The following is a 13,691-nucleotide window of genomic DNA, read 5'->3' as shown; positions in this document are numbered from 1 at the left end:
TTCCAGCGATGCGACGCCGGGGCCCCCCGGCATTCAAGCGGACCATAACCCAGCTTGATCAATCATGGAAGAGCGTGATGGAGCGCGTCCGTGCAATTTATCGGGCTTTCCCCAAACCCATTTCGCGCGACAGACAGGCCACAATCGCAGCATGCTGGAACGACACGATATCGAAGCCGCCGCGCAACGGCTGACCGGGCAGGTGCTGGACACCCCCTGCGTCGAATCGCGCACCCTTTCGCAGCTCACCGGCTGCCAGGTGTTCCTGAAATTCGAGAACCTGCAGTACACGGCCTCGTTCAAGGAACGCGGCGCCTGCAACAAGCTCGTGCAGCTCAGCGCCGAGGAGCGCGCTCGCGGCGTGGTGGCCATGAGCGCGGGCAACCACGCCCAGGGCGTGGCCTACCACGCGCAGCGCCTGGGCCTGCGCGCGGTCATCGTCATGCCGCGTTTCACGCCCGGCGTGAAGGTCGAGCGCACGCGCGGCTTCGGCGCCGAGGTGGTGCTGCACGGCGACACGCTCGACGAAGCCCGCGCCCACGCCCGGGAGCTCTCCGCCAACGAGGGCCTGGTGTTCGTGCACCCCTACGACGACGAGGCCATCATCGCCGGCCAGGGCACGGTGGCGCTGGAAATGCTGCGCGCCCAGCCCGACCTGGACTGCCTGGTGGTCGCCATCGGTGGCGGCGGCTTGATCGCGGGCATGGCCACGGCCGCCAAGGCGATCCGGCCCGGCATCGAGGTCATCGGCGTGCAGACCGAACGTTTCCCCTCCATGTACAACGCCATCAAGGGCACGCACCTGCCCATGGGCGTGAGCACCATCGCCGAGGGTATCGCCGTGGCCTCGCCCGGCCAGATCACGCAAGCCATCGTGCGGAGCCTGGTGGACGACCTGCTGCTGGTCGACGAGGGCGACATCGAGCAGGCGATTGTGATGCTGCTCGAAATCGAAAAGACCCTGGTCGAGGGCGCGGGTTCGGCCGGGCTGGCCGCGCTCATCAAACACCCGCAGCGGTTCGCGGGCAAGAAGGTGGGCCTGGTGCTCAGCGGCGGCAACATCGACCCGCTGCTGCTGGCCTCCATCATCGAACGCGGCATGGTGCGCGCCGGCCGGCTCGCGCGCATCCAGGTCAACGCGCGCGACGTGCCGGGCAACCTGGCGCGCATCACCGCCATCGTGGCCGAGGCCGGCGCCAACATCGACGAAGTGCACCACCAGCGCGCCTTCACCCTGCTGGCGGCGCAGAACGTGGCGGTCGAACTGGTGCTGCAGACCCGCGGGCGCGAGCACATCGCCGAGGTGATCCGGCAGCTGCAGGCGCACGGCTTCGAAGCGTCGCTGGTCTGACGTTGATCAGGCGCTGACACCCCTCGTCAGGCGCGCTGCAAGGCGCCCTGCGCCATCTGGGGCGGCCGTTCCGCCACCGATGCCCATCGCTGATTTGCTCGCATCTTGGACGCGAGCCGCGACATCCACCGCACACCACGGCCCATCCACAACACATCCGCCAACGACGGTGTAACGAGATGTGGGGCCGCCCTCCAGAGGTTGACGCTGGGCCTGGCTCACTTGCATCATGGGCGCCCCGACCGGGGTCAACCAACGGAGGAGTTTCATGAACATGAATGCCTTGTGGGATTCGCTGCAGAGCACGCTCGGGACCCACATCCCGCAGCTGCTGGGCGCACTGGCCATCTTCATTCTGGGCTGGCTGATCGCGGTGGTGGTGCGCGCGGCGGTGCGCAAGAGCCTGGGCTTCGTCGGTGTGAACCACCGCTTCGGCAAGCTCACCGGCACTGGGGTGGACATCGAGGGCGCGGTCGCGCTGGGTCTGTTCTGGATCGTGATCCTGCTCACGCTGGTGGCGGTGTTCAATTCGCTGAACCTGGCGATCGTCTCCGGCCCCTTCTCGGCCTTCACCACCCAGCTCTTCGAATACGCGCCGCGCATGCTCGGCGGCCTGGTGCTGGCCCTGGTGGGCTGGCTGGCGGCGAGCGTGGTTCGCGCCGTGACGCAAAAGCTGCTCGACAAGACCTCGCTGGACGAAGCGCTGTCCGAACACGCCGACATGTCACCCATGAGCGAGAGCCTGGCGGGAGCGCTGTTCTGGCTGGTGATCCTGCTGTTCGTGCCCGCCATCCTGGGCGCGCTGCAGATGGAGGGCCTGCTCGACCCGCTGCGCGCCATGGTGGCCAAGACGCTGGACATGCTGCCCAACGCCGTGGCCGCCTTCGTCATCGGCGGCGTGGGCTGGATCGTGGCCACGGTGCTGCGCAACCTCACCACCAACCTCTCGCGCACCGCCGGGGTGGACAAACTGGGCGGCCGGGCCGGGCTGGCCGACACCGTGCGGCTCTCAAGCGTGATCGGTCTGCTGGTGTTCGTGGCGGTGTTCCTGCCCTCGCTGATCGCGGCGCTGGACGCCCTCAAGATCGAGGCCATCTCCCGGCCCGCCACCAATATGCTGGGGCTGATCATGGACGCGGTGCCGCACATCATCGCGGCCGGCCTGATCCTGGTCGTCACCTGGCTGGTGGCGTCCTTCGCCAGCAAGCTGCTCGCCAGCCTGCTGGCCACGCTGGGTTTTGACACCCTGCCCGCGCGCGTCGGCCTGGCGCACGCCTTCGTGAACACCAGCGCCTCCACCGCCGTGGGCCGTGTCGCGCTGTTTTTCGCCATGCTGTTCGCCACCGTCGAGGCGGCCGCGCAGCTCGGCTTCGCGCAGGTCAGCGACATCGTGTCCACCTTCATCCGTTTCGGCGGCGACGTGCTGCTGGGCTCGGCCGTGCTGGTCATCGGCTTCTGGCTGGCCAATCTGGCCCACGACGCGATCGACCGCGCCAGCGGCCCCGGCACCCAGGGTCTGGCCCGCGTCGGCCGCTTCGCCATCCTGGCGCTGGTGATCGCCATGGGGCTGCGCGCCATGGGCATCGCCGACGACATCGTGAACCTGGCCTTCGGCCTCACGCTCGGCGCGGTGGCGGTGGCGGTGGCGCTCTCCTTCGGCCTGGGCGGGCGCGAGGCCGCCGGCAAGCTGATGGAGCACTGGCTGGCCCGATTCCGGCGGGGAGAATGAGGGCATGACCGAACCCCACGCCCCCGCTCTCACCACCGAGGCCCTGCAGCAACGCCTGTCCGACTGGTTCGCGCCCTGGGTCCAGGCGCTGGGCCTGCGGGTGGAGTCGTTCGCCGACGGCGAGGTGACGCTTCGCCTGCCGCAGAACGAGCAGCTCAGCCGCGTGGGCGGCATGTTGTGCGGGCAGGCCATGATGTCGGCCGCCGACACCGCCATGGTGCTGGCCATCGTCACCCAGCTGGGGGACCAGCGCCCCATGACCACGGTGCAGCAGAACACCAGCTTTCTCAAGCCCCTGTCGGGGCAGGACGCGCGGGTCACGGCGCGCGTGGTCCGCGCGGGCAAGAGCCTGGTGTTCGGCGAAATCGACATCAGCGGCGCCAGCGACGGCCGCAGCGTGTGCCGCGCCAGCACCACCTATGCCCTGCTGTAGTCCCCGGATCCCCCTGAAAACGCCCCGAACGCCGCCGCTCGCCGGCATCTGCCTATAAAATCGGCGTTGATCTAGATCAAACCTTCCGGAGATTCCATGTCGCACCCCGATCACGCCAGCCCCACCGACCAGCCGCAGGATGTGGTCGAGTCCATCGTTCCCATGATGCCGCTCGTGCTGCCCGTGGCCGGCGCCGTGTTGATTTTCCTGCTGGCTTTCATTGCCGTCTTCATGGCCTGAGCCCCTGGCCAGCCCATCAGGCCGAACGCCCCCCGGGGCCTTCGGCCTTTTTCTTGGCCGCACGGCCAAGAAAAAGGCCCCGGATGTGCCGCAACGGCACGTCAATCCATGCATCAGGTTATGCGGGTTTTGCATGTAACTTGCCGGTAACTGACCGGGTGCTTTCATAAAATTGGGGCACAGGCCGACACGCGGAACAAACACCGGGTCCACAGACCCCCTTTTTGCCCTTCGCGCTGCACCCGCAATCCGCACGCAGCCCCGAGCGCCGACCGCCCTTCTCGCACGAGAGACCTTCTCTACAGCCGCCCGCCTACTTTGCTGTGGCCCGCGGCTGTTGCCGTCTCTTGTGCCTGCCGATTGACAAACTTCTGGAGCCATTCCCATGAACTCTCCCGCGATGCAGGGCCTCAACCTCAACCAACCCGCCTACGTCAAGAACGCCCGCCTGGTCGCCTGGGTCGCCGACATGGCCGCCCTGTGCAAGCCCGACACCATCCACTGGTGCGACGGCAGCGACGCCGAATACAACCGCCTGTGCCAGCAACTGGTGGACGCCGGTACCTTCAAGAAACTCAACCCGGCCAAGCGCCCCAACAGCTTCCTGGCCTGCTCCGACCCCTCGGACGTGGCCCGCGTGGAAGACCGCACCTACATCTGCGCCGAGAAGAAGGAAGACGCCGGCCCGACCAACAACTGGATGGCCCCGGCCGAGATGCGCCAGACGCTGCAGCCGCTGTTTGACGGCTGCATGAAGGGCCGCACCATGTACGTGGTGCCGTTCAGCATGGGCCCGCTGGGCTCGCACATCGCCCACATCGGCGTGGAACTGACCGACAGCGCCTACGTGGCGGTGAACCAGAAGCTCATGACCCGCATGGGCAAGGCCGTGTACGACGTGCTCGGCACCGACGGCGAGTTCGTGCCGTGCATGCACACCGTGGGCGCGCCGCTGGCCGAAGGCCAAAAGGACACCACCAGCTGGCCTTGCAACCCCACCGTCAAATACATCGTCCACTACCCCGAAACCCGCGAAATCTGGTCGTATGGCTCGGGCTACGGCGGCAACGCCTTGCTAGGCAAGAAGTGCCTGGCGCTGCGCATCGCCTCCAACATGGGCCGCGACCAGGGCTGGCTGGCCGAACACATGCTCATCCTGGGTGTGACCAATCCCCAGGGCAAGAAATACCACGTGGCCGCTGCCTTCCCCAGCGCCTGCGGCAAGACCAACTTCTCCATGCTGGTGCCGCCCGAGGCCGGTTTCGCCGGCTGGAAGGTCACCACCATCGGCGACGACATCGCCTGGATCAAGCCCCACGCCGACGGCAAGATGTACGCCATCAACCCCGAAGCGGGTTATTTCGGCGTCGCCCCCGGCACCAACATGCACACCAACCCGAACTGCATGCGCTCGCTGGACAAGGACGTGATCTTCACCAACGTGGCGCTGACCGACGACGGCGACGTGTGGTGGGAAGGCATGGAAAAAGACACCGGCACGCTGCCCGACCACCTGATCGACTGGCAGGGCAAGGACTGGACGCCGGCCATCGCCAAGGCAACCGGCGCCAAGGCCGCGCACCCCAACTCGCGCTTCACCGTGGCCGCCACCAACAACCCGGCCCTGGACCCGCAGTGGGACGATGCCAACGGCGTGGCCATCGACGCGTTCATCTTCGGCGGGCGCCGCTCCACCACCGTGCCGCTGGTGACCGAGGCCCGCAACTGGATGGAAGGCGTGTACATGGCCGCCACCATGGGCAGCGAAACCACCGCCGCCGCCTTCGGCGCCCAGGGCGTGGTGCGCCGCGACCCGTTCGCCATGCTGCCCTTCTGCGGCTACAACATGAGCGACTACTTCCAGCACTGGCTCGACATGGAGCACAAGCTGGAGGAATCGGGCCACACCCTGCCCAAGATCTTCTGCGTGAACTGGTTCCGCAAGAACGCCGAAGGCAAGTTCGTCTGGCCGGGTTACGGCGACAACATGCGCGTGCTCAAGTGGATGATCGACCGCCTCGAAGGCCAGGCCCAGGGCACGGACACCATGTTCGGCATTGCCCCGAACTACGCCGAACTGAACTGGACCGGCCTGGACTTCAGCGCCGAACAATTCAAGACCGTGACCAGCATCGACAAGGCCGCCTGGGTGGAAGAGCTCAAACTGCACGACGCGCACTTCGAGCAGCTGGCCTACCACCTGCCCCAGGCGCTGGTGGACACCAAGGCGGAGCTGCAGAAGCGCCTGGCTTCGCTCGCCTGATCACGCCCCCGCCCGCAGCGCTTCGCGCTACCCCCAAGGGGGCGACACCGGCCAGCCGTCCTGAGCTTGTCGAAGGGTGGCCCGGGCTGGACCGTTTCATGCGGACGCACGTGCCACAGGCAACAAAAAAGCCACCGGGTTCCGGTGGCTTTTTTGTTGCGGGTCGGTGCCCGGGCCGGCGGCTCGCCGGCTGGAGGGTCAGACGTAGTACAGATGGACGTTGCGGCTGCGCTGCTCGATCAGGCGGCTCACGAAACGGTCCCAGGCCCCGCCTTGCGGGGCGGCGGGTGCGGCGTCGGCCTCCATGCCCAGCGGCGCCAGGGCTTCGCTGAAACCGGCGGGTTCGGCCACCACCTCGGTGCTGGCTTCTTCGGCACGCATGCGGGCACACAGCAGATCGTTCATCACGCGCGGGTCCTGGCGGGCGATTTCCCACATGCGGGCCTCGGCGCGGGCTTCGGCCAGCGCCTGGGACCAGCCGTCGAGCGAACGCAGGGCGCTGCGCGCCAGGTTGCGTGCGGCGCCGGCGAACAGGGCCAGCCCGGCAAAGACCACCACCCACAGGAACACCCAGGCCAGCAACAGGTGGCCGTCGGCCCAGGTGCTGATCAGGCGGTCGGCGAGCACCACCATCGCCGCCACGGCGGCGGCGAGCAAGAGGGCGGCCAGACCGCGCGAACCGTCGAAATGGCGGCGGGCCTGGTAGGTGCCCGTGTTGGTGCCGGCACCGGATGAGGGCCGACCCAGGGAAACAGAAGAAGAGGTTGCAATGCTGCTCATGGAAGACTCCTTGAAAAGGAAAGTGTCTTGTGGACAGGGAGAATTTAGGGTAAACCCTCATGTCACGCCAATTTATTTTTGTGATGTATTACATTCACATTCATGATGAATGAGCGAAACTTCCGCACCCTGGACCTGAACCTGCTGCGCGTCTTCGACGAGGTGATGACCGAGCGCAACCTCACCCGGGCCGCCCACAACCTGGCCATGACGCAGCCGGCGGTGAGCAACGCGCTCAAGCGGCTGCGCGAGACGCTGGGCGACGAACTGGTGCGGCGCTCGGGCTACGGCGTGGAACCCACACCGCTGGCCACGGCCCTGTGGCCCACGGTGCGCGACGCCCTGCAACAGCTGCGCGAGGTGCTCGCCCCGGGCACCTTCGACCCGGCCACCGCGCACAACGCCTTCGTGCTGGCCATGGCCGACGCCACCGCCGCCAAGCTCGTGCCCGGGCTGGTCGACATCCTGGAAAACGAGGCCCCGGGGGTAAACCTGCGCATACTGCCCCTGACCACGCGCGACCCACGCGACCTGCTGGAGTCCGGTTCGGCCGACCTGGCCATCGGCCATTTCCCCGGGGTGCTGGCCGAACTCGGGGCGCTGCACCTGCAGGAGAACAGCCCGCGCTTTCTGCACCAGCGCCTGTACGACGGCGAGTACGTGGTGGTGATGCGCCGCGACCACCCCCTGTCCCAGGGGCCGCTGAGCCTGGACGACTACTGCCAGGCGCGCCACCTGCTGGTGAGCTTCTCGGGCCGGCCGTTCGGTTTTGTGGACGAGGCCCTGGCCGGGCTGTCGCGCCAGCGGCGCGTGGTGCTCACGGTCAACCAGTTCTTCACCGCGGGCCGGGTCGTGGCCACCACCGACCTGCTCACCGTGCTGCCGCGCCATTTCGTGGGCGCCACCGGCATGGAGCACGAACTGGCGCTGCGCGAGCTGCCACTGCCGGTGCCGGCGGTGCACGTGGACGCGCTCTGGCACCGCCAGGCCTCGCACAGCAGCGCCCACCGCTGGCTGCGGCAGACCGTGGAGCGGGCGTCGATCCTGGGTTTCCGTGCCGATCATCCGCCCACCTATCCGACAATGGGCCCATGAACATCCAGCTGCTGAGCGACCTGCACCTCGAAGCCAACCCAGGCTTCGTCGCCACCCCGGCGCCCGGCGCCGACCTGCTGGTGCTCGCGGGCGACGTCGGTTCGTACCAGACGCGCCGCGACGGCAGCATGATGGCCGAACCCGACTGGGGGCTGCAGCGCTTTTCCCCGCTGCCCCAGTACGCGGGCTGGCCGGTGCCGGTGCTGTTCCTGCCCGGTAACCACGAATACGACGCGCTCGACGTGGACGACGCGCACCGCGAACTGCGCCGCAGCTGCGAGCGGCTGGGCATGGTCTGGCTGGAGCGCGAGACCCTGGTGCTGGACGGCATCCGGTTTGTCGGCACCACGCTCTGGAGCGACTACGACGCGCTGGGCAAGACGGTGACACCCTCCGGCAACGGGGATCTGGAACAGCGCGAGAAGGCGTTTCGCGCCGCCAACTTCTACCTCAGCAAGATGGCCGGCCAGCGCCATGGCCGGCTGTTTGACGCCCAGGCCATGCGCGAACTCGGGCTGGAATGCCAGCGCTGGCTGCGCGAGGCCCTGGCCCAGCCGTTTGACGGCCCCACCGTGGCGGTGACGCACTTCGCGCCCACGCTGCACAGCGTGGACCCGCGCTACGGCCTGAGCCCGGGCACGGCGGGTTTCTGCAACGCGCTCGACGAGCTCCTGCCGCTGGCCGACGTCTGGCTGCACGGCCACCTGCACCACGCGATGGACCAACAGGTGGGCCGCTGCCGCATCGTGGCCAACCCGCTGGGCTACGCGCACAAGAACGAGCAGGACGGCTTCCAGCCCACGGGCCTGATCCGGGTGCCTGGGGCCGCGTCGTCCGAGGCGGCACCGTCGGAAAGTACCTACGCCGGCCCGGCCCCATGACCCTACACTCGACCCAGTTCAACTGACAAGGAGACCCCGATGAAAGTCCTGCTCGCGGTGGATGGCAGCCTCTACACCAAAAAAATGCTGGCCTACCTGACCACGCACGACGAGGTGTTCAGCGCCAAAAACGAGTTCACCATCCTGACCGTGCAAGCGGCGCTGCCCCCGCGCGCGCGCGCCGCCGTGGGGGCCGAAATCGCCAACAGCTACTACGCCGACGAAGCCACCAAGGTCACGGCCCCGGTGGTCAAGTTCCTGCAGCGGCACGGCATCGAACCCAAGGTGGTGCACAAGGTGGGCTCGGCGGGCGAGCTGATCGCCAAGACCGCCACCACCGGCAAGTTCGACATGGTGGTGATGGGATCACACGGCCACAGCGCTTTGGGCAACCTCGTCATGGGATCGGTCACCACCCAGGTGCTGGCCCATTGCTTGGTGCCGGTTCTTCTGATCCGTTAACCCCCCCCCCCCGCGCCGCCTGCGGCGTCACCCCCCAAAGGGGGCGGCACTGGCGGCCCGGCAAAGCCGGTTCCGCGGTGCCCTGGGATGAGCTCCCCCTCGGCGCACACAGGGTCTCTCCGGAGCGCGTGCCCTGACCCAGGATGCGGTGGAACCGGCTTTGCCGGGCCACTCGCATCGCCCCCTGGGGGGTGACGCCGCAGGCGGCGCGGGGGGAGTCGAATCGGGGTCACCTCCTGCGCAGTCCGTCGAAACAGGTGCTCAGCACCATCTCGATGATCTGCTCGTGGCTGTACAGCCCGGACCCTTTGAGGAAGCCGAGCACCGGGTCGCAGGCGCGGGCGTACAAGGTGTAGAGCACCGCGATCGGTGGCAGCGCCGGGTTGAGGCTGCCATCGGCCTGGGCCGCGCCGATCCAGGCGCCCAGCCGTTCGCTCACCTCCATCAGCCCGTCCACGTAGCCCTTGTGGGTGGTCAGGGTCGCGCGCAGGCTGGAGTTTTCGCTTGGCAGGGACGGCATTTCGCCGGCGAGCTGCACCTCCATGGTCCAGCGCGCCGCGTCGCGCAGCAGCGCCAGCGGCGCACGCGAGGCATCGAGCCCTTCCAGAAACGCACGGGCCCGCTCCATCACGCGCGCCATGGCCGCGGCGGCCAGGTCTTCCTTGCTCGGGAAATGTTTGTAGAGGCTGGCCTTGGCGATGCCGACCTCGACCGCCACTTCGTCCACCGTCATGGCGTCGAACCCCTTCTCGGCCAGCAGCCGGTTCACGGCCGCGACGATGGCGTCTTCGCGCGCGATGTGCATCTGCTCGCGGAAACTGCGTTTGGGCGGGGTGCCGGGGCGGGGAGTGGGGACGGCGCTGGCCATGGGGGTCCTCTGGATGGAGCGGGGATTCAGAGCCCCCCGACTCGACGGTGAGGTCGATTATCCGACCAGGAAGTACCTTTGCAGCCGAACGGGTCTATTTCGATACCCGATGAATCAGGCTTTGCCGACCCGCAGGCTGTGGGCCGCCGCCTGCCGCAGGGCGCTGCTCAGGGCGTCCAGCACGTCCGAACTCAGGTTCCAGCAGTGCCAGTACAGCCCCACGCCCAGCCGGTGGCGCGGGGCCAGGTTGACCAGCTCACCGCTGGCGATGAGCTCGCGCACCCGCAGCTCGGGCAACACGCTCACGCCCCAGCCGGCCTGCACCGCTCGCACCTGGCCTTCGCTGGACGGCACGAAGAGCTGCTTGAGCATGACGCGCGGCAGGCCGAAGGACTGGGTCACGAACTCGTGCTGCAGGTGGTCCTTGCGGTTGAAGGCCACGAACGGCACCTTGTGGAAGTTGTGGGCGTTCAGCCCCTTGGGACAGTGGCTCGCGGCGTAGTCGGCCCGCGCCACCACCACATAGTCCATCGCGCCCAGCGGCTCCATCTTGCAGCCGCGCAGCGCCTGGCCCAGCGAAGTGACGCAGCCCAGCACCTGGCCTTCGCGCAGCCACTCGTGGGTGAACTCCTGGTCGTCGGTGATGATCTCGATCGGCAGGCCGCCCTGGGCCAGGGCGTCCAGCGCGGGCAGCGCCCAGGTGGCGATGCTGTCGGCGTTGATGGCGACCGAGATGCGCTCTTCCTCGCGCCCGTTGCCGGTGGAGCTCGGTGCGAGCTCCTTGAGGTCTTTTTCCAGGTCGGCGCGCAGCAGCCGCATCATCTTGGCGTGCTTGAGCATGAGCTGCCCGGCCGAAGTGGGCTTCAGGGGCCGGCTGCGCACGATCAGCACCGTGCCCACCTGCGCTTCGAGCGCGCGCAGCCGCTGCGAGACCGCCGACTGGGTGATGGACAAGCGCTGCGCGGCGCGCTCGAACCCCCCTTCTTCAATGATGGCGGCCAGGCATTCCAGGGCGTCGGGATCAAAAGTGCTCATGCGGTGAAAGGGGTGTGGAGGCGATCGGTCTTCATTAGCAGATCTGATGACAAAAATTTTAGGTTAATTTCGCTTCACTTGCGTCGGGGTTTTTCCCATACTCGCGTCCAGTTGTCCCATTATTTTTCTGGAGCGGATCATGCAAGTCGTCGTCTTGGGTGCAGGCATCATTGGTGTGAGCACCGCGTGGCATCTGCTGCAGCGGGGCCACGCGGTCACACTGGTGGATCGCCAGGCCGATGCCGCGCTGGAAACCAGCTTTGGCAACGCGGCACAGATTTCGGTGAGCTATTGCGAGCCCTGGGCCAACCGCGAAGCGCCCCTGAAGGCGCTGAAGTGGCTGTTCGACCCCGAAGGCCCGCTCAAATTTCGCCCGCAGCTGGACCCGGCGCAGTGGCTCTGGGGCATGCAATTCCTGGGCCAGTGCAACGACGCCGCCTTCGAACGCAACGTGGCGCAGCTGGTGGCGCTGGGCAGCTACAGCCACGCGGCGCTGAAAGACGTGGTGGCCACCACCGGCCTGCAGTACAACCGCCTGACCAAGGGCATCGCCCACTACTACACCAGCCAGAAGTCGTTTGACGAGGCGGGCAGCGCCGCCGAGCTGATGCGCCGCCACGGCGTGAACCGCAAGGTGGTCAGCAAGGACGAGCTGCTGAAGATCGAACCCGCGCTGCGCGGTTTTGCCGACCGCATCGTGGGCGGCACCTACACCGAGAGCGACGAGTCCGGCGACTGCCTGCTCTTCACCCAGAAGCTCGCCCAGCTGTGCCGCGACAAGGGCATGCAGTCCCTGATGGGCCACGACATCCTGCGCATCCAGTCGCGGGGCAACGAGGTGGACGCGGTGAGCGTGCGCGACCGCGCCACCGGCCAGACGCGGGAGCTCAAGGCCGACGCCTTCGTGGTCGCCGCCGGCTCCTACTCCACCGCGCTGCTGCAGCAGGTGGGTGTGCGCGTGCCGATCTACCCCGGCAAGGGGTACAGCGCCACGCTCAAACTGCTCAAGCCGGAAGCGGCGTCCCAGGTCAGCCTGCTGGACGACCAGCTCAAGATCGCCATCTCGCGCCTGGGCAACCAGCTGCGCGTGGCCGGCACCATCGAGCTCGGCGGCTTCGACCTCTCGCTGGACACGCCGCTGGCGCGCACCCGCGCGCAGATGCTGGTCAAGCGCATCGAGCAGGTGTTCCCCGGCGTGGCCGACACCCGCACGCCCGAAGAAGGCGGCGACCCGCAGTTCTGGTGCGGCCTGCGCCCGGCCACCCCGACCAACATCCCGCTGATCGGCCGCACCAAGGTGGGCAAGCTCTGGGTCAACGCCGGCCACGGCACCCTGGGCTGGACGCACGGCGCCGGCTCGGGCAAGGCCCTGGCCGAACTCATCAGCGGCGAAGTGCCGGCGATGAACTTCGGCTTCTACGGCGTGGCACCGCGCAGCGCCCCGGTCCAGGCCACCAGCGCCCCCGCGGGGCTGCCCAGCCAGGCCTGAGGGAGCCCGGTCCCGGCCGGTGACGGCCCCTCACCCAAGGAAAAGCCCGCGACGCGGGCTTTTTTGCGTGTGAAAGCGCCCGGCCCCTCAACCGGTCTTCTTCGCCTTCACCGGCACCACCTGGCCGGCCGGCTCTCCGGGCACGATGCGCTCGCTCATCCAGCGCAGCAGGTCCAGCCACATCTGGCGGACTTCCGCGTCCAGCGGGGTGCGCAACGCGCTGGGCAGCTCGATGGTGACGACCGGCATGCCTTTGTGCACGCCGCCGTAGTTGCCCAGGCTGCCGGGGAAGATGCCGACCTGGTCCAGGTAGAGCCGCCCGAGCTGGGGCGGGGGCACGCCCGGGCCGTCGAAATCGAGCACGCCGTAGGGCGCGTGGATGCTGACGATCAGGTCGGGCTGGAAGCGCTCCATCTCGTCGTGCAGGTAGCGCGACTCGGGCTCCGACAAGGGGCTGGGCCCGGGCCAGCGGCGCGGGTCTTTGCGGGTGCGTTTTTCCCAGTAGACCTTGGCGTCGCGCGCCCAGTTCGGCGTGGGAAAGTTGCGGTTCAGGTCGACGCCGCGCGCGTTCATGCGGGTCGCGGGCCGGACCATCAGGCCGTCGGGGTTGAGCGCCGGGATGAAGCGCCAGTGGGCGTTGGACGGCGTCTCCAGCGCGCGCTGGATCCAGTGCAGCGCCACCGAGGCGGACGAGAGTTCGTCGCCGTGCATGGCCCCGATCACCAGCACGCGGATGCGCGCCTCGGGCGCGACCACGTCGCGCGCGTACAGGGTGCGGCCCTGGAAGGACCGCCCCACCGTGGGCTTGAGCTGGGCGGCCGCGCACAGCGGCGCCTTGACGTTGGGCAGCCGGGCCACGAACTCGGTGCAGGGGTCCTGGCCGCCGGTGCTCGCAGCCGGTGGCTGCCCGGGGCCGCTGCGGGCGCCGGCCGCGGCCATGGCAACGGCCGGCAGCCACAACAGGCCCAGGGCCAAGCCCCGCCAAGGCAGGCCACGCAGGGGTCGGGGCGGGAGGGGAAATCGCATCCGGGCATTCTAGGGAGCGCCCCGCCCGGCCGGGGGGCC

Annotated in this window: 13 protein-coding genes; 9 read left to right on the top strand and 4 right to left on the bottom strand. The window is 68.2% G+C overall.

All coding sequences use genetic code 11. The annotated features are described in order from the left end of the window. Positions 1-151: 151 nt before the first annotated feature. The 5 genes from AC07YZ_RS19505 to AC07YZ_RS19485 all read left to right on the top strand — a co-directional run bounded on the left by AC07YZ_RS19505 (position 152) and on the right by AC07YZ_RS19485 (position 6,016). Positions 152-1,351 (top strand): threonine ammonia-lyase, encoded by a 1,200-nt coding sequence (locus AC07YZ_RS19505; protein ID WP_494795956.1) that lies wholly within the window; start codon positions 152-154, stop codon positions 1,349-1,351. 268 nt (positions 1,352-1,619) lie between these two features. Continuing rightward, a complete protein-coding gene (locus AC07YZ_RS19500) occupies positions 1,620-3,080 on the top strand; it encodes a mechanosensitive ion channel (RefSeq protein WP_494795955.1) in 1,461 nt (486 codons plus the stop codon). Positions 3,081-3,084: 4 nt separating this feature from the next. Continuing rightward, positions 3,085-3,513: a PaaI family thioesterase gene (locus AC07YZ_RS19495; RefSeq protein ID WP_494795954.1), complete on the top strand. Its 429-nt coding sequence runs from the start codon at positions 3,085-3,087 to the stop codon at positions 3,511-3,513. A gap of 96 nt (positions 3,514-3,609) precedes the next feature. Further along, the gene (locus AC07YZ_RS19490) at positions 3,610-3,753 is read left to right on the top strand and encodes a hypothetical protein (protein WP_226490791.1); all 144 of its coding nucleotides are present in this window, start codon (positions 3,610-3,612) and stop codon (positions 3,751-3,753) included. A gap of 385 nt (positions 3,754-4,138) precedes the next feature. Beyond that, complete coding sequence (locus AC07YZ_RS19485) at positions 4,139-6,016, top strand: phosphoenolpyruvate carboxykinase (GTP) (protein ID WP_494795953.1); 1,878 nt, start codon at positions 4,139-4,141, stop codon at positions 6,014-6,016. Positions 6,017-6,214: 198 nt separating this feature from the next. Here the strand turns inward: AC07YZ_RS19485 and AC07YZ_RS19480 are convergent, their stop codons facing one another. Continuing rightward, a complete protein-coding gene (locus tag AC07YZ_RS19480; protein WP_494795952.1) occupies positions 6,215-6,796 on the bottom strand; it encodes a hypothetical protein in 582 nt (193 codons plus the stop codon). Positions 6,797-6,901: 105 nt separating this feature from the next. Here AC07YZ_RS19480 and AC07YZ_RS19475 point away from each other — a divergent pair, with 105 nt between their 5' ends. From AC07YZ_RS19475 to AC07YZ_RS19465, 3 genes are read left to right on the top strand one after another with little or no spacing between them, the layout of a single operon-like run. Further along, a complete protein-coding gene (locus AC07YZ_RS19475) occupies positions 6,902-7,891 on the top strand; it encodes a LysR family transcriptional regulator (protein WP_226494618.1) in 990 nt (329 codons plus the stop codon). Further along, positions 7,888-8,772: a metallophosphoesterase gene (locus AC07YZ_RS19470; protein ID WP_494795951.1), complete on the top strand. Its 885-nt coding sequence runs from the start codon at positions 7,888-7,890 to the stop codon at positions 8,770-8,772. The genes AC07YZ_RS19475 and AC07YZ_RS19470 overlap by 4 nt, the downstream gene beginning before the upstream one ends. A gap of 39 nt (positions 8,773-8,811) precedes the next feature. Continuing rightward, a complete protein-coding gene (locus AC07YZ_RS19465; protein WP_494795950.1) occupies positions 8,812-9,234 on the top strand; it encodes a universal stress protein in 423 nt (140 codons plus the stop codon). A 229-nt stretch (positions 9,235-9,463) separates the two neighbouring features. On the opposite strand, the gene AC07YZ_RS19460 is transcribed toward AC07YZ_RS19465, so the two are convergent. Next, positions 9,464-10,102: a TetR/AcrR family transcriptional regulator gene (locus AC07YZ_RS19460; protein ID WP_494795949.1), complete on the bottom strand. Its 639-nt coding sequence runs from the start codon at positions 10,100-10,102 to the stop codon at positions 9,464-9,466. Between the two features lie 114 nt (positions 10,103-10,216). Next, a complete protein-coding gene (locus AC07YZ_RS19455; RefSeq protein WP_226490785.1) occupies positions 10,217-11,137 on the bottom strand; it encodes a LysR family transcriptional regulator ArgP in 921 nt (306 codons plus the stop codon). 139 nt (positions 11,138-11,276) lie between these two features. Between AC07YZ_RS19455 and AC07YZ_RS19450 the strand changes: the two genes are divergently transcribed. Next, positions 11,277-12,626: a D-amino acid dehydrogenase gene (locus AC07YZ_RS19450; RefSeq protein WP_494795948.1), complete on the top strand. Its 1,350-nt coding sequence runs from the start codon at positions 11,277-11,279 to the stop codon at positions 12,624-12,626. A gap of 87 nt (positions 12,627-12,713) precedes the next feature. Here the strand turns inward: AC07YZ_RS19450 and AC07YZ_RS19445 are convergent, their stop codons facing one another. Further along, the gene (locus AC07YZ_RS19445) at positions 12,714-13,652 is read right to left on the bottom strand and encodes a M14 family zinc carboxypeptidase (protein ID WP_494795947.1); all 939 of its coding nucleotides are present in this window, start codon (positions 13,650-13,652) and stop codon (positions 12,714-12,716) included. Positions 13,653-13,691 lie beyond the last annotated feature (39 nt).

Source organism: Hydrogenophaga sp. GW101-3F08, assembly GCF_059424585.1.
The sequence above is the reverse complement of the archived record's forward strand: the minus strand, read 5'-3'. Positions and strand labels throughout refer to the sequence as shown.

Excerpts from the sequence above, each read along its gene's own strand:
- AC07YZ_RS19480 (WP_494795952.1), bottom strand. The coding sequence starts at position 6,796 with ATGAGCAGCATTGCAACCTCTTCTTCTGTTTCCCTGGGTCGGCCCTCA.
- AC07YZ_RS19465 (WP_494795950.1), top strand. The coding sequence starts at position 8,812 with ATGAAAGTCCTGCTCGCGGTGGATGGCAGCCTCTACACCAAAAAAATG.
- AC07YZ_RS19485 (WP_494795953.1), top strand. The coding sequence starts at position 4,139 with ATGAACTCTCCCGCGATGCAGGGCCTCAACCTCAACCAACCCGCCTAC.
- AC07YZ_RS19450 (WP_494795948.1), top strand. The coding sequence starts at position 11,277 with ATGCAAGTCGTCGTCTTGGGTGCAGGCATCATTGGTGTGAGCACCGCG.
- AC07YZ_RS19470 (WP_494795951.1), top strand. The coding sequence starts at position 7,888 with ATGAACATCCAGCTGCTGAGCGACCTGCACCTCGAAGCCAACCCAGGC.
- AC07YZ_RS19505 (WP_494795956.1), top strand. The coding sequence starts at position 152 with ATGCTGGAACGACACGATATCGAAGCCGCCGCGCAACGGCTGACCGGG.
- AC07YZ_RS19490 (WP_226490791.1), top strand. The coding sequence starts at position 3,610 with ATGTCGCACCCCGATCACGCCAGCCCCACCGACCAGCCGCAGGATGTG.
- AC07YZ_RS19500 (WP_494795955.1), top strand. The coding sequence starts at position 1,620 with ATGAACATGAATGCCTTGTGGGATTCGCTGCAGAGCACGCTCGGGACC.
- AC07YZ_RS19495 (WP_494795954.1), top strand. The coding sequence starts at position 3,085 with ATGACCGAACCCCACGCCCCCGCTCTCACCACCGAGGCCCTGCAGCAA.
- AC07YZ_RS19475 (WP_226494618.1), top strand. The coding sequence starts at position 6,902 with ATGAATGAGCGAAACTTCCGCACCCTGGACCTGAACCTGCTGCGCGTC.
- AC07YZ_RS19445 (WP_494795947.1), bottom strand. The coding sequence starts at position 13,652 with ATGCGATTTCCCCTCCCGCCCCGACCCCTGCGTGGCCTGCCTTGGCGG.
- AC07YZ_RS19455 (WP_226490785.1), bottom strand. The coding sequence starts at position 11,137 with ATGAGCACTTTTGATCCCGACGCCCTGGAATGCCTGGCCGCCATCATT.
- AC07YZ_RS19460 (WP_494795949.1), bottom strand. The coding sequence starts at position 10,102 with ATGGCCAGCGCCGTCCCCACTCCCCGCCCCGGCACCCCGCCCAAACGC.